Source organism: Amycolatopsis sp. NBC_01286, assembly GCF_035982555.1.
Taxonomy (GTDB): Bacteria; Actinomycetota; Actinomycetes; order Mycobacteriales; family Pseudonocardiaceae; genus Amycolatopsis.
Genome location: NZ_CP108428.1, coordinates 4442169 through 4464298 on the forward strand (window position 1 = coordinate 4442169; position 22130 = coordinate 4464298).

The following is a 22130-nucleotide window of genomic DNA, read 5'->3' on the forward strand; positions in this document are numbered from 1 at the left end:
GGACGACCGTCGTGTCGGGGCCGTACAGCGCGAGCGTCGGGGTCGAGCGCGGCACGTTACGCGCGTGTGGCGCGGGTGGAAACGATCCGGGACCACCCGCCTGGCCGAGCGCGGGCGCGGTGCGCGCGCCTACGCTGGGGGCGCGCCCCGGACCCAGGCGACCGCAGTCGAACGGCCCGAGGAGATCCGCCGATGACCACCACGCACCGGGAGCTCGATCCCGTCGAGATCGAGCAGATCGGCACGGAGCTGGACAAGCTGCGCACCCGCGTCGCCGGGGAGCTCGGCGCGGAGGACGCCGACTACATCCACAACGTCGTTGCCGTGCAACGGTTCTGCGAGGTCTCCGGCCGGGTGCTGTTGTTCGCGGGCTGGTTCCCGCCCGCCTGGGCCGGCGGCGTCGCGGCGCTGACGCTGTCGAAGATCCTCGACAACATGGAGATCGGCCACAACGTCATGCACGGCCAGTACGACTGGATGAAGGACCCGGCGCTGAACTCGCGGACCTTCGAGTGGGACATGGTGTGCCCGGGTGAGCAGTGGCGCCGCTCGCACAACTTCATGCACCACACCTACACCAACATCCTCGACAAGGACCGCGACGTCGGTTACGGCATCCTGCGGATCACCGAGGACCAGCCGTGGCACCCGTACTACCTCGGCAACCCGGTCTACGCCGCGGCGCAGGCGGTGTTCTTCGAGTACGGGATCATGCTGCACGACCTCGAAGTCGACCGGATCGTGCAGGGGCGCCGCGGCTGGCGCGACGTCCTCCCGCTGCTGAAGCCGATGCTGCGCAAGACGGCGCGCCAAGCCGGACGCGACTACGTCGTCTACCCGCTGCTCACCGGCCCGCTCGCGCCGCTGACCCTGACGGCGAACGTCACGGCCAACGTGCTCCGCAACCTCTGGGCGTTCTCGATCATCTTCTGCGGCCACTTCCCCGACGGCGCCGAGGTTTTCGCCGAGGAGGAGAGCGAGCACGAGAGCCGGGGCCAGTGGTACCTGCGTCAGATGCTCGGGTCGGCCAACATCACCGGCAGCCCGCTGTTCCACGTGCTGTCGGGCAACCTCAGCCACCAGATCGAGCACCACCTGTTCCCGGACCTGCCCAGCCACCGCTACCCGCGGATCGCCGCCGAGGTGCGGGAGATCTGCGAACGGCACGACCTGCCGTACAACACGGGATCGCTGTCCCGGCAGCTGGGCTCGGTGGTCCGCAAGATCTTCCGCCTCGCGCTCCCGGGGCGTCTACTTTAGACGGTCCAGCAGCATGTCGACGGTGTCGGTGCCGTCCCGGTGCGCCGCCGCCATCTGCACGTCGTGCGCGGCTTCCGGGTTCGCGTCCGAGGGAACGATCAGCAGGGTCACGCGGTGGCGGTCCGACGCGCCGATCACGGTGAGCGTCCCGGCTCGCTGCGAGCGGAACCCCTCCAGCCGGACCCGCTCGCCGTCGTACTCGATTCGCCTTGGCGGGTCGGCGAAATCGCCGAGGTGGAAGGTGACGCGCTCGATCCGGCCCAGCCGGACGGCCAGTACGGCGAACAGTTCCGGCAGCTCGCCGACCAGGTCGGCCGAGCGCGGCCACCACGCGCCGTCGACGTACCCCGTCGTGGGTCCCTTCGGCTTCAACCGAAGCCGGAGGGCGTGCTCCTCGGCCGCGGGGGTGGTGACAGTGCTGGGGGCCGACGTCATGCCGGGACTCCCGTCCCCGGCCGCCGATCGCGACCGGTACGCGCCCGAGGACGGCGCGGGCTCGAGCGCCCGCGCGCGAAATGCTCTCGGTCACCACAGACACTACACGCACTGTGTGTTAAGACTGGGGTCTACCAAAGGGGCCCTCGTGGACCAGCTCACCCTCGGCGTCGTCTCCCGTTCACGGAAAGAGAACGAACGCCGGCTTCCCATCCACCCCCGCCACTTCGAGCGGATCGATTCCGATCTGCGCGAACGCATCTTCCTCGAACACGGCTACGGCGAGAACTTCGGCGTCGCGGACGAACAGCTGGCCGGCCTCGTCGGCGGCCTGCGCACCCACGAGCAGCTCGTCGCCGAGTGCGACGTCCTGTTGCTGGCCAAGCCGTTGCGGGAGGATGTCGCCGAGCTGCGGACCGGCCAGGTGCTGTGGGGCTGGCCGCACTGCGTCCAGGACACCGGGCTCACGCAGCTGGCGATCGACAGCAAGCTGACGCTGATCGCGTTCGAGGCGATGAACCACTGGAACCGCGACGGCTCGTTCGGGCTGCACGTCTTCCACAAGAACAACGAGCTCGCCGGCTACTGCTCGGTGCTGCACGCGCTGCAGCTGGCCGGTGCGACCGGGGACTACGGCCGCCGGCTGAAGGCGGTCGTGATCGGTTTCGGCGCGACGGCACGGGGTTCGGTGACCGCGCTCAACGCGCACGGGGTGCACGACGTGCACGTGCTCACCGGCCGGGGGATCGCGGCGGTCGGCTCGCCGATCCACTCCGCCACGATGGTGCACTTCGAGCACGACGAGAACAACCCGGGCGACCTCCGGCGCAGCCACGCGGTGAACGGCCGGGGCCGCGTGCCGCTGGCCGGGTTCCTCGCCGAGCACGACATCGTCGTCAACTGCGTGCTGCAGGACACCGCCGAGCCGCTGACGTTCCTCATCGAGGAAGACCTCGCCGCGTTCGCGCCGGGCAGCCTCATCGTCGACGTCTCCTGCGACGAGGGCATGGGCTTCAGCTGGGCGAAGCCCACCACGTTCGCCCACCCGGCTTTCACGGTCGGCGACGGCATCACCTACTACGCCGTCGACCACAGCCCGTCCTACCTGTGGAACTCGGCCACGTGGGAGATCAGCGAGGCGCTGCTCCCGCTGCTGCGGCCGGTGCTCGGCGGACCGTCCGAATGGGACGGTCACGAGACCGTGCGGCGCGCCGTGGAGATCCGCGACGGCGTCATCGTGAACCCCGCGATCCTGGCCTTCCAGCACCGGTCGGCCGCGTACCCGCACGTAGCGGGGTAGGGTTCGGTGCGGCCGCGGTGGCGGAGCTGATCCGGACCCATGTCCTTTCCGAGTCGGTGTGGCGGTGCAGGACACCGACCCGGAGGAGGCCCGCATGCGCCGGCGTGTGGTGGGTGGCTGAGCTCGACGCCCTGCGCAGCGGCGTCCTGGCCGCCCTCGCCGGCGGCCGGGCGGGCAGCGGCGTCGACACGGTCGGCCGGGTGTGCCGGGCCTGCGTCGAGCTGCTCCCGGTCGACGGCGCCGCGGTGTCGGTGATGGCCGACGCCGGGCACCGCGAAGTCGTCTACACGAGCGACGAGGTGAGTTCCGCGCTCGCCGAAATGCAGTTCTCGCTCGGCGAAGGACCGTGTTTCGAAGCGTTTTCCCAAGGCGGGCCGGTGCTCCACCCCGACCTCGCCGCCGGGCTCCCGCCGGCCTGGCCGGTGTTCGCCGCCCAGGCCGCCGAGCACCCGGTGGCGGCGTTGTTCACTTTCCCGCTGCAGATCGGGGTCGTGCGCGTGGCGACCCTCGACACCTACCGGTCGACGCCGGGCTCGCTCACCGCCGCCGAGCTCTCGACGGCCCTGCAGGTGGCCGACATCGCCGCGCTGGCGCTGTCCGGCCTGCTCGGCGGCGACCGGTGGCTCGACGGTGACGGCCGGTGGATGGAAGGTGCCGGGATGCGGCACCGGGAGGTCCACCAGGCCACCGGGATGCTGATCGCGCAGCTCGACGTGCCGGCCGAGGCGGCGCTGGCCCGGATGCGCGCGCACGCCTTCGCCGACGGGCGCCCGCTGCTCGACGTCGCCGCCGACATCGTGGCCGGCCGGCTCCGGCTGGACCGGGAGCCCTGATGGGGGCCACCGTGAAGACATCCGACGAACAACCAGGAGGTGGTGGGCATGGCCGACCGTGAACGACAGGTGACCCGGACGTTCGTCGCACTGGCCGACACCCTCGTCGACGACTTCGACGTCGCCGACCTGCTGCACACGCTGGTGCGGCGGTGCGTGGACCTGCTCGACGTCGCCGCGGCCGGCCTGACGCTCGTCGACGAGCGCGGCAGCCTGCAGGTGCTCGCGTCGTCGACCGAGCAGGCCCGGCTGCTCGAGCTGTTCCAGCTCGGCATCGACGAGGGCCCGTGCGTGGAGTGCTTCGCGAGCCGGACCCCGGTCCTGGTCGCCGACATCGCCGCGGCGGCCGGCCGCTGGCCGCGGTTCGCCGCCGAGGCCGCCCGCGAGGGGTTCGCCTCGGTGCACGCGCTGCCGATGCGGCTGCGCAAGCAGACCATCGGCGCGCTGAACCTGTTCGGCGCCCGGCCGGGCGAGCTCGCGGCCGACGACGTCTACCTGGCCCAGGGGCTGGCCGACACCGCGACCATCGGCATCCTCCAGGAGCGGGCCGTCCGGCACGGGGAGACGATGTCCGAGCAGCTGCAGACCGCGTTGAACAGCCGGGTGACGATCGAGCAGGCGAAGGGCGTCCTGGCCGTGACGGGCGGGCTCACCATGGACGACGCCTTCGCCGCGCTGCGGGGCTACGCGCGCAACAACGGCCTCCGGCTGAGCGACGTCGCCCGCGCGCTCGCCGAACGGGCATTGGACCCGGCCCTCGTGCTGGCGGGCCGCAAGGCCTGATCACCGGCGGGTGCGAGCGACCGGCGGAACCACCCGGCTGGAGCTGCCGCGGTGCCGCGGCGCTCACGTAGGCTGGATCATCGCCCCGGACCACGGCGACGAGAGTTCGTCGACGAATCGGGGCTGTGCGGTGGAATCGGCAAAAGCGTTGGACGACGAGTACCCGGTGGGCTGGGTCCTCACCTACCGGGACCGGCGGGTTCCCGGCTGGTCGGCCGGGGTGGTGCTCGGGTCGCCGGTGCGGGATCCGCGCACGGGCCTGGAAACGATCCCGCTGGCCCCGCTGGGCGACGGCCCACCGGTCTGGGTGCCGGACAGCGACGTCGTCGGCATCGAACCCCGGCGCCCACCATCCGAGTAACGTCCGTCCTCAATGGACTGCTCCGACGGAACCACCCACCTGGCCGAGCCCGCCGAGCCCCGCCCGGGCTTAGGCTGGACGCCACGCCCCAGCCCCCGGCGCCCTTCGACGTTCGAGCGAGCGGGGTGACGAGATGGCCACGGCCGAGGATGCCGAACCCGGCGTGTACCCACCGGGCTGGCAGGTCCGCTACCGCGGCCGCCGGGAGCCGTCGATGCCCGGGTTGCGAACGTCGCGGGAACGCATCGGCACGATAGCCGGCCCCACCCTGCGCGACGAGCACACGTGCACGACGTGGGTCCGGGTCAGACCGTTCCGCGCGGCCCCCGGAACCCCGCTGAGGCTGGTGCGCTCGACGGACATCCTCGACGCCCGCCCTCCGGGCGGGCCGATGCCCCCACCCCCCGCAAACGACGACGACGAAGGCCGCACGGTGGTCATCGAACTACCGGACCGCGGCCCGTGAGCTGTCGGGCGGCCGTCGCATGAGCGCTGACGCGGGCGCGTAAGCGATGACGGGGGGCGCGTGAGCGCTGACGCGGGCGCGTGAGCGAAGACGCAGGCGACCGGTGGTCGCCGAGCCTTCGGAGCCGGGCCCGGGAGGTCAGGTCGCGTGCCGGGAGGGTCGGCTCACGTACTCAGAGGGTCGGCTCACCTACTCGGACGGTCGGCTCACGTACTTGGAGAGTCGGCTTGCGTCCTTGGACGGTCGGCTCGCGGGTACGGAGGCCGGAACTCGCGTGATTCGAGCCGGAACTCGCGTGGTCCGGGTCGGGACTCGTGTGATCCAAGCCGGGACTCGCGTGATCTGGGCCGGGACTCGTGATTGAAGGCGGAACTCGCGTGATTGGACGGTCAACTCGCGTGATTGGAGGGTCGGCTCGTGTGTCTGGAGGGTCGGCTCACGTACTTGGAGGGTCGGCTCGCGATACGGGAGGCCGGGACTCGCGTGATTCGGGCCGGAACTGGCGTGATTCGGGCCGGGACTCGCGTGATCCAAGTCGGACTCGCGTGACCAGAGCCGGGACTCACGTGATCTGGGCCGGGACTCGTGTGATTGAGGGCGGGACTCGTGTGGTTTGGGGTGACTCGGTGTGGAGGCGAGCGGGTTAGGGGGGTGTGGGGAGGTGGCCGGGGCGGAACTGGACCAGCAGGGCCGTTGCCGTTGCGCAGACCACGTTGCCTGCTCGGAGTTCGCCGGTGGCGTGGACCTTGCGGCCGTCGCGGCTTGTGAAGCGGCCCTCCGCCGTCAGCGGGACGCCGTACGGCGTGCCCTGGTGGTAGTCGATCGTCAGGGAGGCCGTCATGCCGGGGAAGCCCGCCGCCGCGGTGGCGCGGCCCAGTACGTGGTCCATGACCGCCGCTACCCAGCCGCCGTGCACCCGGCCTGGCGGTCCCTCGTGCGCCGGGCCGAGGAGCAGCTCGGCCCGCACCCAGTCCGGCCCGACGTGCACCCACGACAACGGCGGCGCCAGCGGGTTTCCCGGCCCTTCGACCGGGTTGTTGATGCTCAGGTACCCGCCGCCCTCGAGCGCGGCCAGCAGCAACGGCGACTCGCCGCCGGCGGCGCGCAGGGCCTCGGTGACGGCCTCGATCCGGTCCGCCGCGGCGACCAGGTCGGCTTCGTCGTCGCGCACGCACACGGCGGCCTCGATCAGGTCCCGGATCCGTGAACCGAGCAGGGCCCGCGCGGGTGGCACGCCGGGGACCACCGGGTACGCGCTCCTGAGCTGCGGTTCGGCCATCGTCCTCCTGCCGCCGGAACTAGAACACGTTCCACATTAGCAGGATCTTCACCGGCCGGTACGGCGCCGGGCGACGAGGCACTGATGGAGGCGGGCAGGCCGGAACCGGCCTGCCCGCCGACGGTTCACCCCGTGACGAACGGGTTCGCGTCCAGCCCGCAGGTCTTGCCCGCCGCCGGGAACGTGCCGGCGATCAGGTAGTTCCGCTTGACCTGCTCCGTGCACGTGCTCGGCGCGTACATCGACGAGTGCCCGAAGCCGTCGGTCACGAACACCTTGGCGCGCGCCAGTTCCGCGGCGCCGTCCTGTGCGCCGTGCAGCGGGGTCGACGGGTCGTAGCGGTTGTTGATCACCAGGATCGGCGCCGACGTCCAGCGGTTCCACGGCCCGGTGTACCGGTCGGTGTCCTTGGCCTTCCAGTACGCGCAGCTCATCATGTCCAGCGCGCCGATCCGCCCGAAGTACGGCACCCGCTGGTCTTCCGAAGCGGCATAACGGCTGTAGATCGCCGGATCGGCCGGGACGTCGCTGTCGGTGCACTGGATCGCGTTGAACGCCTCGGTGCGGTTCGAGGTGTACTGCTCACCGGTGGCCGCCGACAGCCGCGCGACCGTGTTCTTGGCGTTGTACAAGCGCTGCAACAGGTCAGCGATGTCCGGCCAGCCCCGCAGGTCCGAAAGGTCGCCCGCGGTGTTGATGATCCCGGAGTACGTCCAGGTTTCCGGGCCGTCGGCCCCCTGGACGGTGATCGGGCCCTGCTTCGCCCGCGCCGTGATCGCCGTCCACTTCGCCTTCGGGTCACCCGAGGAGAACGCGCAGTCCGGCCCGGCCGCGGTGCACTGCTTCAGGAACTGGTCGAACGTGTCCGCGATGCCTCGCGGGACGTCCTGCCGGGTGTCGAGGGGGACCGTCGGCCCGGTGCCGTCGTGGCCGGTGGCGCTGCCCACGAAATCCATCGAGCCGTCGAAGACCATGGCCCGGATCCGGTCCGGGAACAGGTTGGCGTAGACGGCGCCGAGGAACGTCCCGTACGAGATCCCGTGGTAGGTCAGCTTCTGGTCACCGACGGCGCGGCGCAGCAGGTCCAGGTCCCGCGCCGTGTTCGCCGTCGAGACGTGCTGGAGGATGTTCCCCGCCTTCTGGCCGCACCGGTCGGCGAGGTCCTTCGAGGCGGCGTAGAACGGCGCTTCGCCGCTCGGGTCGCCGGGCATCTCCGGGAAGGCACCGAAGAACGCCTGCTGGCCGGCCTCGGTGTCGAAGCACCGCACGGCCGTGCTGTTACCGATGCCCCGCGGGTCCCAGGACACGACGTCGAACCGGGACCGCAGCTCGGCGGAGAACAGCCACGGCCACTTGCCGCGCTCGCGCAGCCGCTGCAGCCCGGACGCGCCGGGGCCGCCGAAGTTGACGAACAGCGTCCCGATGCGCTTCGCCGGGTCGGGTGCCGGGAGCTTGATCAGCGCCAGCTGCACCTGGGCGCCGGTGGGCTGGTCGTAGTCCAACGGCACCGGCGCCGTCGAACACTGGAAGCCGTCCTGGCAGTCGGACCAGGTCAGCTGCGGTGCCGCCGGTTCCCGTGGGGTGGCGGCGGTGGCCGGTACGCCGGGCAGGGCCAGGGCGGTCGCCAGCACGGCGATCACGAGCCGGCGCGCACGGCGGGGGAGAAGGGTGGGCAAGGGGGAGTCCTCCAGTTTTGCCGCTTGTGGTGTCGCCTCCTCTTGCCCGCAACCGTGAAAGGTGTTCACGCGGGTGCCGGATCGCTCCGGCACCCGCGTCGGAGATCAGTTCGCGGCGCTGGTGTTGACCTCGCCGTTGACGCCCTTGGGGAAGAATCCGCCGGAGGTGGCGGCCTTGTTCGTCAGGTAGACGATGTTGAGGACCTGACCGGGTGAGCGGCTGTAGGCGATGCCGTTGGCGTCGGTGGGGACGATGTTGGCGTTGCCGTGGCTGTCGATGACGCCCTGGTCGTCGTCGGTGGGGCCGTCGAGGCTGTCGCGGGCGGCCGAGAGCTTGACGGTGGCCTTGCCCTCGCCGCGCTGGTAGAGCGCGCTGCGGATGTTGGCCGCGTGGTAGGCCTCGACGGCGAGGATCCCCGCCGCGGCTTCGAGGTAGGTCTTGTTGGTGATCAGCGGCGCGGCGCCCTTGTAGGCGGTGACGCCGACGTCTTCGAAGAGGAACGCGGCGAGCAGGAAGTTCTCCTCGCAGGAGAACGCGTCGAAGCTCTGGCCGGGCTTGACGAGCCCGGCGGCCTGGGCCGCGGCGGTGAAGCTGGAGCGCAGGTCGATCGCGGGGCGGCTGACCGCGGCGGAGCCGAGGGCGGAACGCAGGAACTGGACGTGCGCCTTCTCGTCGCCGGCGATCTCCTGCGCGTACTGCTTGGCGGCCTTGGTCTGGAAGCGGACGGCGCGGCCGCCGGTGACGCCGCCGCGGGCGCCGGTGCCGGTGGTCATCGCGTCGGCGAGGCCCTTGCCGGTGACGGCGTGCAGGTAGAACTCGGCTTCGAGGTACTCGAGGTTGAGGGCGAAGTTGAGGACGGCGGCGTCGCTGACGCCGCTCGGCGCGGCGGCCGCGGCGGCGGGCCGGGCGGTGGCCGCGGACGCGGTTCCGGCGGTGAGACCGCCGAGGGCTCCGGCGCCGACGACGCCGAGTCCGGTCATGCCGGCCGCTTTGAGGAAGCGGCGGCGGTCCTGGTCGTTCTCGGCACTCCGGTTGATCATGGCTGCTGCGTAGCGTTTGCCGAACACGGGCGAACTCCTCCCCGCCCGCACGCGTACGGCGGGCGACACCCGCTCGCCGGGCTTCCCGGCGGCGGGACGGATCCATCGTGGACGTTTCCCTTTCGGGGCCGTCGGCGCCGTGGATGGGTCGGAAAGCGAACCAAATACCCGCTACTCAGCGGTAGGAAACCCTTTCGGGTAAAAGAAAATAACTTGGATCTACCCCAATCCGGTGATGGCGTTCGCCCCGAAAGACGACTGACGGTGAAGTCGCCACTCGAAAGGGGGTGAGATGATGGATACTTCCCTGACGGACACAACGCCGGCCCCGCACCCGTTCGTGCTGCGGATGCTGATCTTGGCCGGCGCGTTGTTCGGGTTCACCGTGCTGGCCCTGCTCGTGTCGGGCACCGCGAACGCTGCCGAAGGTTCGCCGCCACCCGACCGGCCCGGCCTGCTCGACCAAGCCGGGCAAACCGTGCACGGCGTGCTCGAGCCCGTGGAACCGGCCCTCAAGCCGGTGACGGGCACTCTGCACGCGGTGACAACGCAGGTGGAACCGGTGCTGAAGCCGGTGACGGGCACCGTGCACACGGTGACGTCGCAGGTGGCGCCGGTGTTGAAGCCGGTGACGGACACGGTGTACGCCGTGACGTCGCAGGTCGCTCCGGTGCTGGAGCCGGTGACGAGCGGGCTCGAGCCCGTCGTCGCGCCGCTGATCCACGCGGTGAAGCCGGTGACGAGTCCGGTGCTTTCGGCCCTGCGGCCGGTGACCCAGCCGGTGCTGCACGCGCTTTCTCCGGCGACGGAGCCGGTGCTGCAGTCGCTGTCCCCGGTGACGGAGCCGGTACTGCACGTCACGGCTCCGGTGACCGCGTCGCCGGTCCGTCCGATCCGGACTGACCAGGTGGTTCCGGCCGTGACCGGGCAACCGGCCGTGCCCCAGCCGCGTGAGGGTGCCAGTGCCTCGCCGGTGCAGGCCCGGGTCTTCGCGGTGGTCCACAGCGGTTCTTCCCAGGCGGTCGCCAAGACCGCCGACACCGCGGTTCCGATGTCCGGATCCGGCGGTGGCGGGTTGCCCGCCGACGTGTCCGGCACGAGCGGTGCGATGTCGGCGAGCCCGGGTGGTCAGCACGGTGGTGAATACGCCGTGACGTCCGCCGGTTCGCGGGTGCTCGGCACCGACCGGGCCTGGCGCGCGCCACCGGGCGCCGCGTGGTCGCTGTACTGGCTGGTCTTCTACGGAAACGACCATCCGAGCTGACTTTCCCTTTCCACCTCCGGAATCCATAAAGGACAGATGGTAAGGAAAGGGAAGTCATGCACAAGTACGTGCGACGCGGCCTGACCGCCGCATTCATCTCCGGCGGGTTCGTCCTGCTGGGCAGTGCGGTGGCCAGTGCGGACACCGGCAACACGAACCCGCTCGGCGGGCTCGGCAACACGCTGCACTCGGTCGTGACCGGCACCGCCACCGGCGGCAACGGCGGGACCTCGGGCAACGGCGGCAACGCGACCAGCGGCAACACCGCGGTCAGCGGGAACTCCGGCAACTCGGGCAACTCCGGTTCCACCGGCGGCAACAGCGCTTACGGCGTCTGTGTGCTGGCCAAGTGCAACACCACGGTGTCCTCGGGCAACTCCGGGAACACGGGCGCGACCGGCTCGACCGGGAACGCCTCGAACACCAGCACCACCACCGGTGGCCACTCCGGGAACGCCGGCGACGGCGGCTCCGGGACGTCGGTGGCCTCGGGCAAGAACACCGCGGACTCGCGGGGCGCCCGCGGTGTCGGCAAGGTGCTCGGGACCGTCACGGGTACCGCGAAGGGCGGCAACGGTGGCAACTCCGGCGACGCCGGGAACGCCACCAGCAGCAACTCCGCGACGTCGGGGAACTCGGGCAACTCCGGGAACTCCGGCTCGACCGGTGGCAACAGCGCCTACGGCCTCTGCCTGCTGGCGCAGTGCACCACCTCGGTGACCTCGGGTGACTCCGGGAACACCGGCGCCACCGGCTCGACCGGCGACGCCACGAACACCAGCACCACCACCGGCGGTAACTCGGGCAACGCGGGCAACGGTGGCGACGCCACCGCGGCCGGCACGGGCCACAACTCCGCCACGAACAACGGTGGGCACGGCTGGGGCTGGAACCGTCAGGGCGGCACCACGGGCGTCCTGGGTTCGGTCACCGGCACCGCCAAGGGCGGCAACGGTGGCAACTCCGGCGACGCCGGTAACGCCACCAGCCACAACTCCGCGGTGACCGGGAACTCCGGCAACTCGGGTGACTCGGGCTCCACCGGCGGCAACACCGCCATCGTGTGGACCCTGGGCGGCCAGGACAACGGCCGCGGTCACCAGAGCGGCGGCTGGAACCACGGTGGCTGGAACAACGGCTGGAAGCACGACTCCGGCTGGAAGCACGAGGGCACGAAGTCGGCCACCACGGTGACCTCGGGCAACTCGGGTGACACCGGCGCCACCGGTTCGACCGGCGACGCGTGGAACACCAGCACCACCACCGGCGGTAACTCGGGCTGGGCGGGCAACGGTGGCGACGCCACCGTCGTGAGCACCGGCAAGAACTCCGCCACGAGCAACAACGGTGGGCACGGCTGGAACCGTCACAACCAGGGCGGCACCAGCAGCGTTTCGGGCACGGTCACCGGCACCGCGACCGGCGGCAACGGCGGCAACTCCGGCGACGCCGGTAACGCCACCAGCGGCAACGACGCGGTGAGCGGCACGTCCGGCAACTCGGGCGACTCGGGCTCGACCGGCGGCAACACCGCCGTCACGTCGACCCGTGGCCACGAGCAGCAGGGCCGCCACCACGGTGGCTGGAACAAGGGTGGCTGGAACAACGAGAGCGGCACGAAGTCGGCCACCACGGTGACCTCGGGCAACTCGGGTGACACCGGCGCCACCGGCTGGACCGGCGACGCGGGCAACACCAGCACCACCACCGGCGGTAACTCGGGCTGGGCGGGCAACGGCGGCGACGCCGGCGTCATCGCCTCGGGCTGGAACACCGTCGCGCACAGCCCGCACACCGTCTGACGGTAAGCGGGAGAACGACCGAGCGGGGGCACCGGAATCCGGTGCCCCCGCTCCGTGCGTGTCAGGGCGTCGGCCGGGCAGTCCGGCCGCACCGAGCCGGTTGCACCGAGCCGGTTGCACCGAGCCGGTTGCACCGAGCCGGTTGCACCGAGCCGGTTGCACCGAGCCGGTTGCACCGAGCCGGTTGCACCGAGCCGGTTGCATCGAGTCTGGCCGCGCCGAGGCCGGTCGCATCGAGCCTGGCGGCATCGAGCCTGGCCGCGCTGAGCCTGGTCGCATCGAGGCCGTGTGCGCTGAGCCCGGCCGCGCCGAGCCGGGCGGCACCGAGGCCGGTCGCGCCGAGCCCGGCGGCACCGATCGCGTCAGGGCAGGGTCAGGGCAGCGCCAGGGCGTCGTCGACCGTCGGGACCAGGGTGATCAGTTCGTGCGCCCCGGCGAGCTGGATGGTCTTGAGGACCGTCGGGCCGTCCGCCACCACCCGTAGCCGCGTGGGGTTGTCGTTGGCGTCGCGGCTGGCGCGGACGATGGCGTTGATGCCGCTCGAGTCGAGAAAGGTCACCGCCGTCAGGTCCAGCACCACGGGCCCGGCGGCGGCCGCCTGGATGGCGGTCAGGGTCCTGCTGAACTCCGGGACGGTCAGGAGGTCGAGCTCGTCGGCCACGGCGACGACGACCGCGCTGCCACGGCGGCTGACACTGCACTGCAAGGCCGGCTGCTCGTCGGGGATCACCAGCGGCGGCGGCTCAGGGGGTTCGTTGCTGGACACGGGTCAAGTCTCTCCCGGCCGTCCGGCCTCCGCAGCGTGGTCCCCGAGGTCGAGTGCCGGTTCTCACTCCGGCAGCGTCGCGCTCGAGGTCACGGTCCGCAGCGCGGCCCGCAGCAGCCGGGCGATCTGCGGCGGCGTCCAGCCCGTGCGCGTGGCGAGTTCGGCGGTCGTGAGGCGGTCCACGGCGGTGGACCACAGGGCGAAGCGCTGCCGCGGCGGCAGCTGGGTCACCTCGTCGAGCAGGACGGCGTCGCGCAGGGCCGCGTCCAGCGTGGCGCGCTCGATCCGCGGCGCCAGGTCCGCCCGCAGCGCCACCAGCACGCGGGCCCGCACCTGCCGCTCGGCGGCCGCGTCCCGGCACCGCCGGTCCACCTCCGGCGCCGCGGCCAGCACCCGGCGGCACAACGCGGTGCTCGTGCGCTGGGAGCGCCCGGTCTGCTTCGCGACGCGGTAGACCAGCGTCAGCATCCGCCCGGGAAGATCGGTTTCGGCGGACTGCCAGGTGAGCACCGGCCGCGTGCGGCTCTCGGTCTTCATCCGTCCACCTCGGCGCCGGTCCGGGCGCACGGATCGCCGGTCAGGTGGCCCAGCAGCCAGGTGAGCTCGGCGGCGTCGATCAGCCCGGCGTCCGCCGCGCGGATCCAGGCGCCGGCGGCACGACGGGTGAACTCGCGCGTGAGAACGGGACTGGTCGCGTGCTGAACGCTGTTCATCAGCTGCTCCCGATCGGCGAGTGGTGCGTGTTCGGCCACCGGGGTCCGGGGGTGCCGCGACTGGCTGAATCCTAACCCCCGCCCGCCTCCGTCGCAGTGGTCAGGACCCCAAACCGAACCGTTGCGCTGCGGAGGAGTTGCAGTCGTAGATCCGTAGCCGGTCACCGGCCTTCCCGGCGTTGTCCGGGTCGTCGAGGCACCGCCCGGAGCCGACGTTGCGCAGCGCCCCGCCCGTGCCCGCGACCCACTGCTGCGCGGCGCTTCCGTTGCAGTCCCACAGCTGGACCGGGGTCGCGTTCGCGGTGCCGCCGTTGACGACGTCGAGGCACTTCCCCAGCGTCCGCAGCGACGCGTCACCCGGCGCGGACCAGCGCTGCGCGTCGGTGCCGTTGCAGCCGTAGAGCTGCACCCCGCTGCCCGACGCGGGGTAGGCGTCGACGACGTCGGCGCAGAGCCCGGCCGGCCCGGTGACCGGCGCCGGCGGGAAGCGCCAGGCCTGGTCGGTGGTGTCGGCGCAGTCGGCCAGGCGCATCCCGTCACCCGCCGTCGTGGCGGCCAGGCACCGGCCGGCGTTCAGCAGCTTGCCCGCCGTGGTCAGGCTCCACGCCTGCGCGGCCGTCCCGTTGCAGGTGTAGAGCTGGACCGGCGTGCCGGCGGCCGTCGAGCCGCCGGCGAGGTCGAGGCACTTGCCGAGCACACGCACCGTGCCGCCACCGCTCGGCGGGGTGAGCTGCTGGCCCGCCGAGTGGTCGCAGGCGGCCAGTTCCAGCGCCGTCCCGTCGGCCGACGCGCCGCCGTGGACGGCGAGGCAGAGCCCGCCGCGTCCGGTCACCTGGCCCGCCGCCGGGTTGTCGGCGGCGCTGCCGGTCAGGGTGACGGTGTGCCGGGCGTTCGACGGCAGGCTCGCCGTCGTCACGGTGACCGTGCGGGAGTGCGCGTTGTAGGCCCACGCCGTCTCGGGCAGCCGCTGCCCGTCGACCGAAACCGCGGTCGGCGCGGCCGAATTGGCCAGCCGCAGGGTGTAGGCCTTGGCCGGGGAGGTGCCGGAGGCCGCGTCGACCGTCAGCGTCTTCGCGGTGTCCTGCCAGCCGAACCGGGTGGTCGACGACGCTCCGGCGCCTTCACCGGAGTCCTCGTACAGCGAGAAGTTCCCGTCGGCGCCCGCCGTCACGTTCAGCGTGAGCTGGTCGAGCGGCGCGGCGGCGTTGTCGACGTAGTTCGTGCGCAACGGCACGACGCCACCCGCCTTGACGAGCACCGGCATCTCCGACAGCGGCTTGGTGATCGTCGCCGTCGACGGTCCCGTGTAGACGGTCCCGGTGAAGTAGTCGGTCCAGGTACCCGGCGGGATCCACGCCGAGACCGAGCCGCTCGCCGTGGTGATCGGCGCGACGAGGACGTTGTCGCCGTACAGGTATTCCTGCGGGTGGGTGTAGGCCGCGTCCTGGTCCGGGTAGTTGAGGTAGAGCGGCCGGGTGATCGGCACGCCGGTCTGGTTGGCCTGCTTGGCGAGGGTGTAGGTGTAGGGCACCAGTGATTCGCGCAGCCGCAGGAACTTCTCCGCGCTGTCGCCCGCCGCGCCGGGGTAGTCCCACGGCAGCCGGTCGCCGTGGTCGGAGTGCAGCCGGTCGATCGGCTGGAACGCGCCCAGCTGCAGCCACCGCGCGTAGAGGTCGTCGGGCAGGTGCCCGCCGTGGAAGCTGCCGATGTCGTGGCTGACGTTGCTGAGCCCGGCGGCCGCCTCGTCCGGCGTGAAGTGGGCCTCGTAGGCGAGCATGTCCCAGCTCAGCGGGGTGTCGCCGGTGAACTGGAGGGTGTTGCGGCGCTCCGACCACGGGCCGAGCGGGTAGCTGCTGTGGATGCCGCCCTGCTCGGCGCCGCCGATCCGGCCGAAGGAGAAGCCGCGCAGGCCCTGCGCCGCCGCGTGGTCGGCGTAGGCCTGGTTGATGAAGTTGTCCGGCGCGACGCCGGGGTCCGACGCCGTCGACCGGCCGCAGCCGGAGCAGTAGTCCAGCCACCACGTCCGGACGCCCTGGGCGTCGAACGGCTTGTGCAGGTCGAAGTAGGAGCGCAGGTGCGCCGGGTTCGACCAGTCCCACACGTAGTTGGAGCCGTCGGCGATCAGGCCGCCCGCCGTGGCGTTCGCCGCCGCGAACTTGGGGTCGTTGCCCGCGATGGACGTGTGGATGTTGAGCGAGACGGCGAGGCCCTGCTGCTTGGTCCAGTTCAGGAACCCTTGCGGGTCCGGGAAGAGCCCGGTGTTCCAGTTCCAGCCGTTCCACTGCGACGGCGACTTCCAGTCGGTGTCGACGACCAGCCAGTCGATCGGGGTGAAGCTCGAACGGAACTTCGGCAGCAGCGAGGTGCGGTAGTCGTTGTCGGAGTAGGCGAAGTAGCGGGAGAACCAGACGCCGTAGGCGGACCGGGGCAGCAGCGCCGTGCCGCCGGTGAGCGCGTTGAGATCGCCGAGGCCCTGCTTGAAGTCCTTGCCGTAGCCGAAGAAGTAGCCGTCCTGGTAGGGCTGCGCGCCGTGCGACGCCCGGTCCGTGACGGTGCGGTCGGCGTTGAGGACCGCCGAGCGCGTGTCGTCGAGCAGGTACCAGCCGTCGCGGTCGAGCAGGCCCGGGTGCTGCGGCGTCGGGACGGCCTCCGGGTTGTCCAGCGAGCGGTCCCAGCCGCCGAGCACGGACTTGGGGCCGGCGCCGTAGGCCGTGGTGAGCAGCGAGGTGTCGGCGGCGGGGTAGGCCCCGGTGGCCGTGGTGACGGCGAGGCTGTCGAGGTTGACGTTGCCCGAGTCGCCGGACTTGCGGTCGACGCGCACCGCGTTCGTCCCGGCGTTGAGCGGCACCGTCACCGACGCCGTCGCCCAGGTGTTCCACGACGACGTCGCCGGCAGCGAGAGCTTGGGCCCAGGCGCGCCGTTGACGGTGGTGGACAGCGTGCGCGTGGTGGTCTGGCCGTCGCCGCCCTGGGCGTTCGCGTAGCGGACGGTGAGCCGGTACTGCCCGGCCGACGGCACCGCAGAGACGTCCTGGGCGAGCGACGCCCCGACCGAGGTGAAGCCGGCGAGGAAGCCCGAGCCGGTGTTGCCGGTGTGGTCGTAGGCGGTCGCCGCCGACCCGCCCGGGACGCCGTTTTCGGCCTCGCAGGCCGTGGCGAAGGCGCAGTAGGACGGGAACAGAGGAGCGGCGGTCACGTTCGTCGTCGTGAGCAGCACCGACGTGTTGTCGCGGGTGAACGGGCCGCTGTTCTGCCGGTACCGCAGGGTCAGGCCCGCGGTCCTGATCTCGCGGACGCCGCCGGTCACCGTGGTCGTGTAGGCCGGGGCGGGGAAGGACCGGTTGACGGCGTTGAAGGTGGTCAGGTCCTGGAACCGGTCGTCGCCCGCGTACTCGAGCCGGATCAGCGTCGGCGTCAGCACCTCGAACCGCGCGTGCCCGTCCTGGACGACGGCTTGGTCCACCTGCTGGGGTCTGAGGTCCTGGGCGGCGGCGGTGCCGGTGACCGTGGCGACGCCCGTCACGACGGCGACCAGGGTGTGGATCAGCTTCAGCGACGGTGATCGGAACACGCGCACTCCCTTGTCCACGCAGACCAGCTGATCCACTGTCAACGTTGTCCACCGGACATGTCAGCCGCCGAATGCAGCAGAACCGGCCGAAGCGTCCACAATGGACGGACCACGGCGGCGCGCTGGTCCGGTGCGGTCGACTCTTTCGGGTACCGGCGGTTCGCCCGGGCCCGTGCGGGGTAAGCCGGGGGCGAGACGGTCTTCGCCGGTCAAACAGCCGGCCGGTGAAGACCGTCTCGGCCGGGTACCGGAACCCGCCGGGCGGCGTCCGCCTGACAGGATGACCCGATGGACGCGCGCAGCAGGAACAACGTGGTCGTCACGGGTCCCGCCGACGGCCCGGTGGTGCTGCTCGCCCACGGGTTCGGCTGCGACCAGAACCTCTGGCGGCTCGTCGCCCCGGCGCTGGCCGAACGCTTCCGCGTGGTGCTGTTCGACCACGTCGGCGCGGGCCGCTCGGACCTCTCGGCGTGGTCGGCCGAGCGGTACGCCGGCCTCGACGCCTACGCCGAGGACGTCCTCGAGATCTGCGCCGAGCTGGACCTGCGTGACGTGGTGCTCGTCGGGCACTCGGTGTCGGCGATGATCGCCGTGCTGGCCGTGAACCGCGCGCCGGAGCGGTTCGCGAAGCTGGTGCTGCTCACGCCGTCGCCGTGCTACCTCGACGACGGCGACTACCGCGGCGGGTTCAGCCGGGCGGACATCGACGAGCTGCTCGAGTCCCTCGACGCCAACTACCTGGGCTGGTCGGCGGCCATGGCCCCGGTGATCATGGGCAACCCGGACCGGCCCGAGCTCGGCGGTGAGCTGACGGACAGCTTCTGCCGCACCGACCCGGTGATCGCGCGGGTGTTCGCCCGGGCCACGTTCCTCTCCGACAACCGCGCCGACCTGCCGGGCGTCTCGGTGCCCACGCTGGTCGTCCAGACCGCCCAGGACGCCATCGCCCCGCCGGCGGTCGGCGCGTTCGTCCACGACCGGATCGCCGGCAGTGAACTGGTGACGCTGGACGCGATCGGGCACTGCCCGCAGCTGAGCGCGCCCGAGGCGACCACCGAAGCGATCCGGGCGTTCGCGGGCACGCCGTGATGTGCGAAATCGGGGACACCGGCGGCAGCGAGGACACGGTCGGGGCCGCGTTCGGCGCCCTGCTCGAGGACAGCGCCGAGGACCTCTACGAGCACGCCCCCTGCGGCTACCTCTCGACGTTGATGGACGGCACCATCGCGAAGATCAACACCACCCTGCTCGGCTGGCTGGGCCACGGGCGCGCCGACCTGGTCGGGCGGCGCCGTTTCGCCGACCTGCTGACCGTCGGCGGCCGGATCTACCACGAGACGCACATCGCGCCGATGCTGGCGATGCACGGCGAGGCCGGCGGCCTGGCGCTGGAGCTGCGGACCGCGGACGGGACCCGGATTCCGGTGCTCGTCACCTCGACGGTGAAGAAGGGCGAAGACGGCACCGCCCAGCTGATCCGCAGCACGATCTTCGACGCCCGTGACCGCCGCGCCTACGAAGAAGAGCTGCTGCGCGCCCGCCGTCAGGCCGACGACGAACGCGACCGGGCGCGGGAGCTGGCGGCGATCCTGCAGCGCACGCTGCTGCCGCCCGCGCTCCCCGCCGTCCCCGGCATGGAGGCGGCGGCGTACTACCACCCCGCCTCGGCCGACGAGGTCGGCGGCGACTTCTACGACCTGTTCCCGCTCACCGGCGACACCTGGGGGTTCTTCCTCGGCGACGTCTCCGGCAAGGGCGCCGTCGCGGCCGCGGTGACGTCGCTGGCCCGCTACACGCTGCGCGCCGCCGCCGTCTACGACCCCGATCCCGTCGGCGTGCTCGCCAACCTCAACACGGTGCTGAACCAGGAGTTCCACGGCGCCGACCCGCGGTACTGCACCGCCATCTACGGCGCGCTCACCCCCGAACCCGGCGGCTACGGGATCACCCTGGCCAGTGGCGGCCACCCGCCGGCGATCCTGGTCCGCGCCGACGGCACCACCGAGTTCCTCGACACCCCGGGCGGCATGCTCGTCGGCGCGGTGCCGAACGCCCGGTTCACCAGGATCGGCCTGCACCTGGCCCCCGGCGACACGCTGCTGCTCTACAGCGACGGCCTCACCGAAGCCCGCACCGCGGCCGGCCGGGACCGCTACAGCGAAGAGCAGCTGCTGGAGTTCCTCACCACGCGCGCGTCGACGACGGCCCCGGCGCTGATCGCGGCGCTGACGGCCCTGCTCACCGGCTTCGGCGACGGCGTCGAGGACGACACCGCCCTGCTGGCCCTGAGCATCCCCGCCCGGACCCGGCCGTGACCGCGGCCTTCACCACCGCCACCCGCCGCTCCGCCACGGGGACCGTGCTCGAGTTCGCCGGCGAGCTGGACGCCGCCACCTCGCCCGACGCCCTCGCCGCGATCCAGGCGCTGACCCTGAACCGCGGCGAGCACCTGGTCGTCGACCTGTCGGCGTTGACGTTCTGCGACTCCAGCGGCATTTCCGCCCTCCTGGCGGCCCGCAACCTGGCCCTCGCCGCGGACGCCGGGATCGCGCTGGTCGCCGTGCCCGGCCAGCTGCAGCGCAGCCTGCGGCTCATCGGCCTGGCGGACTTCTTCCCGGCCCACCCCACCCTCGCCGACGCCGACGCCGCGTGGGCCGCCGCACGGCGTTAGCGCGTGTCTGACAATGCCGTGTTGGCCGCTCCGGTCGCCGTGTCGGCGCTTCCGGTCACCGTACTGTCCGTTCGTGAACGGCCGAGCGCCTGCCGACGGCCACCGCAGTGCCCGGAGTGGCCAATACGGCGACCGGAGTGGCCAACACGGGCGCTGGGCACCGCTTTTCGCGCCTTCGCCACGTGGTCGGCCGGCAGGTGGGTGGGGTACGGCACGACCGTCGCGAGGACGGTGAGCCCGAGACCGGCGTACAGCGCGGTGATCGCCCCGCGTTCGGTGCGGGTCATCGGTGCGCTCCCGCGTCGAGGGCGGTGCGGAGGAACTCGAGGATCTCCGCCCGCGCGGCCCCGGCCTGCGGCGCCACGCCCGGCATGCTGAGGAACGCGTGCCCGGCGCCGGGGTATTCGCTGAGCCGCACGGAAGTCCCGGCCGCGCGCAGCCGGCCGGCGTAACGACGGCCGTGGTCGGCCACCGGGTCGTCGGTCGGCACCACCACGAGCGCCGGCGCCAGTCCGTCGAGATTTTCCGCGTACAGCGGGGAAACCGCGCGGGCGTCGGTGCCCGGCGGCACGGCGAGCCGCTGGAACAGCCGCAGCTGCCCGGTGGTGAGCGTCGGGCTGACGGCGTACTCGGTGGCCGACGGGTAGCCGAACATCGTGGCGGTCGCGTCGACGGCGGGGTTGACCAGCACCTGCGCCCGCAGCGGCAGGCCGGCGTCCTCGGCCCGGATCGCGGCCAGCGCGCAGATCAAGGCGCCGCAGCTCTCGCCGAAGACGGCGGTCCGCGCCGGGTCGACGCCCCACTGCCCGGCGTGGTCCAGCAGGTGCCGCAACGCGTCCCAGCCGTCGTCGACGGCCGCCGCGAGCGGCGTGGCGGCGTCGAGGAGCCGGTGCTCGACCGAGACGACGACCGCGGGCAGCCGGGCGGCGACGTGGCTGGTGACCCAGTCGCACTGCGCCGCCGTGCCCACGAAGCCGCCGCCGTGCACGTGGAGCACGAGCGGCAGGACGTCGTTCCCGCCGACCGGCCGGTGCACCCGGACCGGCAGGTCGCGGCCGGGCAACGCCAGTTCCCGCCACGCGATCGCGGCGCCGGGATCCGGTTCCCCGGTGATCACCCGCGCCGCCGCGGACGCCCGGACGCGGTTCTCCGCCTCGCGGTAGCCGACCAGCTCCTCGTCGGTGATGGCCGACCAGTCCGGCTCGGGCGGCCGCTGGGCCAAGGTGGTTTCACTCATGCGCTTCTCCTCGCTTCGCCAATTACGCTACCTCAGGTATCGATACCAAGGGTAGCGAAAACCGGTATCGTCCGGCCATGAGTTCCGCCCGGCCCCCCGGCCGCCCCCGCACCGGCGTCAACGAGGTGGTCTTCGCGGCCACCTTGAGCACGGTCCACGCCCTCGGCTACGCGGCGGCCACGGTGGAGCGCATCGCCACCGCGGCCGGCGTCGCCAAGACGACGATCTACCGCCGCTGGCCCTCGAAGGGCGAGCTGATCGTGGACTGCCTCCTGGACGCGTTCGGCCCGCTGCCCCTGACGGGCGGGGGCCGGGTGGAGCTGATGGCGTCGTCGATCCGCTGGATCGCGGCGAAGATCGCCGAGCCCGGGGTGGGCGACGCGTTCGCGGGCGTGTTCAGCGACGCCGTCAGCGACCCGGCCCTGCGCGAGATCCTGGCCGCCCGCCTGCAGGACCCGTACCGCGAGGCGCTCCAGGACGCCCTCGACGAGCCGGAGAACCGGGTCCTGTTCTTCATCGACGTCGTCGTCGGCACCCTGCTCCACCGCATGGGCATGACCGGCGAACCCATGGCGGACAACGACGTGGCGGCCCTGGTGGAGATGGTCCTGCCCCACTTCACCGCGGGGAAGCGCGCCGGATGATCACCTTCCGGACGGGCCGCGACTAGGG

At 72.1% G+C, this 22130-nt stretch carries 22 protein-coding genes; 12 read left to right on the top strand and 10 right to left on the bottom strand.

Annotated elements, in window-relative coordinates:
• The first annotated feature begins 192 nt into the window (after window positions 1–192).
• Window positions 193–1260 carry a fatty acid desaturase family protein gene (locus OG570_RS21505; protein ID WP_326943818.1) on the top strand — a complete coding sequence of 356 codons (1068 nt, stop codon included), beginning with the start codon at window positions 193–195 and terminating at the stop codon, window positions 1258–1260.
• Here OG570_RS21505 and OG570_RS21510 read toward each other — a convergent pair.
• The gene (locus OG570_RS21510; RefSeq protein ID WP_326958731.1) at window positions 1252–1695 is read right to left on the bottom strand and encodes a DUF5994 family protein; all 444 of its coding nucleotides are present in this window, start codon (window positions 1693–1695) and stop codon (window positions 1252–1254) included. The genes OG570_RS21505 and OG570_RS21510 overlap by 9 nt on opposite strands.
• Before the next feature lie 148 nt (window positions 1696–1843).
• Here OG570_RS21510 and OG570_RS21515 point away from each other — a divergent pair, with 148 nt between their 5' ends.
• The 5 genes from OG570_RS21515 to OG570_RS21535 all read left to right on the top strand — a co-directional run bounded on the left by OG570_RS21515 (window position 1844) and on the right by OG570_RS21535 (window position 5438).
• On the top strand, window positions 1844–2995 hold the full coding sequence (locus OG570_RS21515) for a N(5)-(carboxyethyl)ornithine synthase (protein WP_326958732.1): 1152 nt from the start codon (window positions 1844–1846) through the stop codon (window positions 2993–2995).
• A gap of 113 nt (window positions 2996–3108) precedes the next feature.
• Window positions 3109–3828 (top strand): GAF and ANTAR domain-containing protein, encoded by a 720-nt coding sequence (locus OG570_RS21520; protein ID WP_326958735.1) that lies wholly within the window; start codon window positions 3109–3111, stop codon window positions 3826–3828.
• Window positions 3829–3876: 48 nt separating this feature from the next.
• A complete protein-coding gene (locus OG570_RS21525; protein WP_326958737.1) occupies window positions 3877–4611 on the top strand; it encodes a GAF and ANTAR domain-containing protein in 735 nt (244 codons plus the stop codon).
• 130 nt (window positions 4612–4741) lie between these two features.
• Window positions 4742–4972 carry a hypothetical protein gene (locus tag OG570_RS21530; protein ID WP_326958740.1) on the top strand — a complete coding sequence of 77 codons (231 nt, stop codon included), beginning with the start codon at window positions 4742–4744 and terminating at the stop codon, window positions 4970–4972.
• A 133-nt stretch (window positions 4973–5105) separates the two neighbouring features.
• Window positions 5106–5438 carry a hypothetical protein gene (locus OG570_RS21535; RefSeq protein ID WP_326958742.1) on the top strand — a complete coding sequence of 111 codons (333 nt, stop codon included), beginning with the start codon at window positions 5106–5108 and terminating at the stop codon, window positions 5436–5438.
• A gap of 643 nt (window positions 5439–6081) precedes the next feature.
• Here OG570_RS21535 and OG570_RS21540 read toward each other — a convergent pair.
• The 3 genes from OG570_RS21540 to OG570_RS21550 all read right to left on the bottom strand — a co-directional run bounded on the left by OG570_RS21540 (window position 6082) and on the right by OG570_RS21550 (window position 9461).
• A complete protein-coding gene (locus OG570_RS21540; RefSeq protein WP_326958744.1) occupies window positions 6082–6717 on the bottom strand; it encodes a PaaI family thioesterase in 636 nt (211 codons plus the stop codon).
• 125 nt (window positions 6718–6842) lie between these two features.
• Entirely contained in the window at window positions 6843–8393 is a 1551-nt protein-coding gene (locus OG570_RS21545; protein WP_326958746.1) for an alpha/beta hydrolase, read from the bottom strand.
• A gap of 105 nt (window positions 8394–8498) precedes the next feature.
• A complete protein-coding gene (locus OG570_RS21550; protein WP_326958748.1) occupies window positions 8499–9461 on the bottom strand; it encodes a ferritin-like domain-containing protein in 963 nt (320 codons plus the stop codon).
• A 265-nt stretch (window positions 9462–9726) separates the two neighbouring features.
• On the opposite strand from OG570_RS21550, the gene OG570_RS21555 reads away from it, so the two are divergent.
• Together OG570_RS21555 and OG570_RS21560 are read left to right on the top strand one after the other, a co-directional pair.
• The gene (locus OG570_RS21555) at window positions 9727–10698 is read left to right on the top strand and encodes a hypothetical protein (protein WP_326958750.1); all 972 of its coding nucleotides are present in this window, start codon (window positions 9727–9729) and stop codon (window positions 10696–10698) included.
• Window positions 10699–10754: 56 nt separating this feature from the next.
• On the top strand, window positions 10755–12500 hold the full coding sequence (locus OG570_RS21560; protein ID WP_326958752.1) for a beta strand repeat-containing protein: 1746 nt from the start codon (window positions 10755–10757) through the stop codon (window positions 12498–12500).
• A gap of 373 nt (window positions 12501–12873) precedes the next feature.
• Here OG570_RS21560 and OG570_RS21565 read toward each other — a convergent pair whose 3' ends face one another.
• The 4 genes from OG570_RS21565 to OG570_RS21580 form a co-directional block, all read right to left on the bottom strand.
• The gene (locus tag OG570_RS21565) at window positions 12874–13266 is read right to left on the bottom strand and encodes an STAS domain-containing protein (RefSeq protein WP_326958754.1); all 393 of its coding nucleotides are present in this window, start codon (window positions 13264–13266) and stop codon (window positions 12874–12876) included.
• A 63-nt stretch (window positions 13267–13329) separates the two neighbouring features.
• Window positions 13330–13803, bottom strand: coding sequence for a sigma factor-like helix-turn-helix DNA-binding protein (locus tag OG570_RS21570; protein ID WP_326943805.1), 474 nt, complete (start codon window positions 13801–13803; stop codon window positions 13330–13332).
• Window positions 13800–13979 (bottom strand): hypothetical protein, encoded by a 180-nt coding sequence (locus OG570_RS21575; protein ID WP_326958756.1) that lies wholly within the window; start codon window positions 13977–13979, stop codon window positions 13800–13802. Before OG570_RS21575 ends, OG570_RS21570 begins: the two co-directional genes overlap by 4 nt.
• A gap of 100 nt (window positions 13980–14079) precedes the next feature.
• The gene (locus OG570_RS21580) at window positions 14080–17550 is read right to left on the bottom strand and encodes a ricin-type beta-trefoil lectin domain protein (protein ID WP_326958758.1); all 3471 of its coding nucleotides are present in this window, start codon (window positions 17548–17550) and stop codon (window positions 14080–14082) included.
• Window positions 17551–17838: 288 nt separating this feature from the next.
• Here OG570_RS21580 and OG570_RS21585 point away from each other — a divergent pair, with 288 nt between their 5' ends.
• Genes OG570_RS21585 through OG570_RS21595 form a run of 3 tightly spaced genes read left to right on the top strand, consistent with a single transcriptional unit; the run spans window position 17839 to window position 20221 of the window.
• Entirely contained in the window at window positions 17839–18639 is an 801-nt protein-coding gene (locus OG570_RS21585) for an alpha/beta fold hydrolase (RefSeq protein WP_326958760.1), read from the top strand.
• Complete coding sequence (locus tag OG570_RS21590) at window positions 18639–19865, top strand: PP2C family protein-serine/threonine phosphatase (RefSeq protein WP_326958762.1); 1227 nt, start codon at window positions 18639–18641, stop codon at window positions 19863–19865. Before OG570_RS21585 ends, OG570_RS21590 begins: the two co-directional genes overlap by 1 nt.
• Window positions 19862–20221, top strand: a complete 360-nt coding sequence (locus OG570_RS21595) for an STAS domain-containing protein (protein ID WP_326958764.1) — start codon at window positions 19862–19864, stop codon at window positions 20219–20221. Before OG570_RS21590 ends, OG570_RS21595 begins: the two co-directional genes overlap by 4 nt.
• Here OG570_RS21595 and OG570_RS21600 read toward each other — a convergent pair.
• Both OG570_RS21600 and OG570_RS21605 read right to left on the bottom strand, forming a co-directional pair.
• Window positions 20218–20508, bottom strand: a complete 291-nt coding sequence (locus OG570_RS21600) for a hypothetical protein (RefSeq protein WP_326958767.1) — start codon at window positions 20506–20508, stop codon at window positions 20218–20220. The two genes, OG570_RS21595 and OG570_RS21600, sit on opposite strands and share 4 nt — an antisense overlap.
• The gene (locus tag OG570_RS21605; RefSeq protein WP_326958769.1) at window positions 20505–21458 is read right to left on the bottom strand and encodes an alpha/beta hydrolase; all 954 of its coding nucleotides are present in this window, start codon (window positions 21456–21458) and stop codon (window positions 20505–20507) included. Before OG570_RS21605 ends, OG570_RS21600 begins: the two co-directional genes overlap by 4 nt.
• 77 nt (window positions 21459–21535) lie before the next feature.
• Between OG570_RS21605 and OG570_RS21610 the strand changes: the two genes are divergently transcribed.
• On the top strand, window positions 21536–22102 hold the full coding sequence (locus OG570_RS21610) for a TetR/AcrR family transcriptional regulator (RefSeq protein ID WP_326958772.1): 567 nt from the start codon (window positions 21536–21538) through the stop codon (window positions 22100–22102).
• Window positions 22103–22130 lie beyond the last annotated feature (28 nt).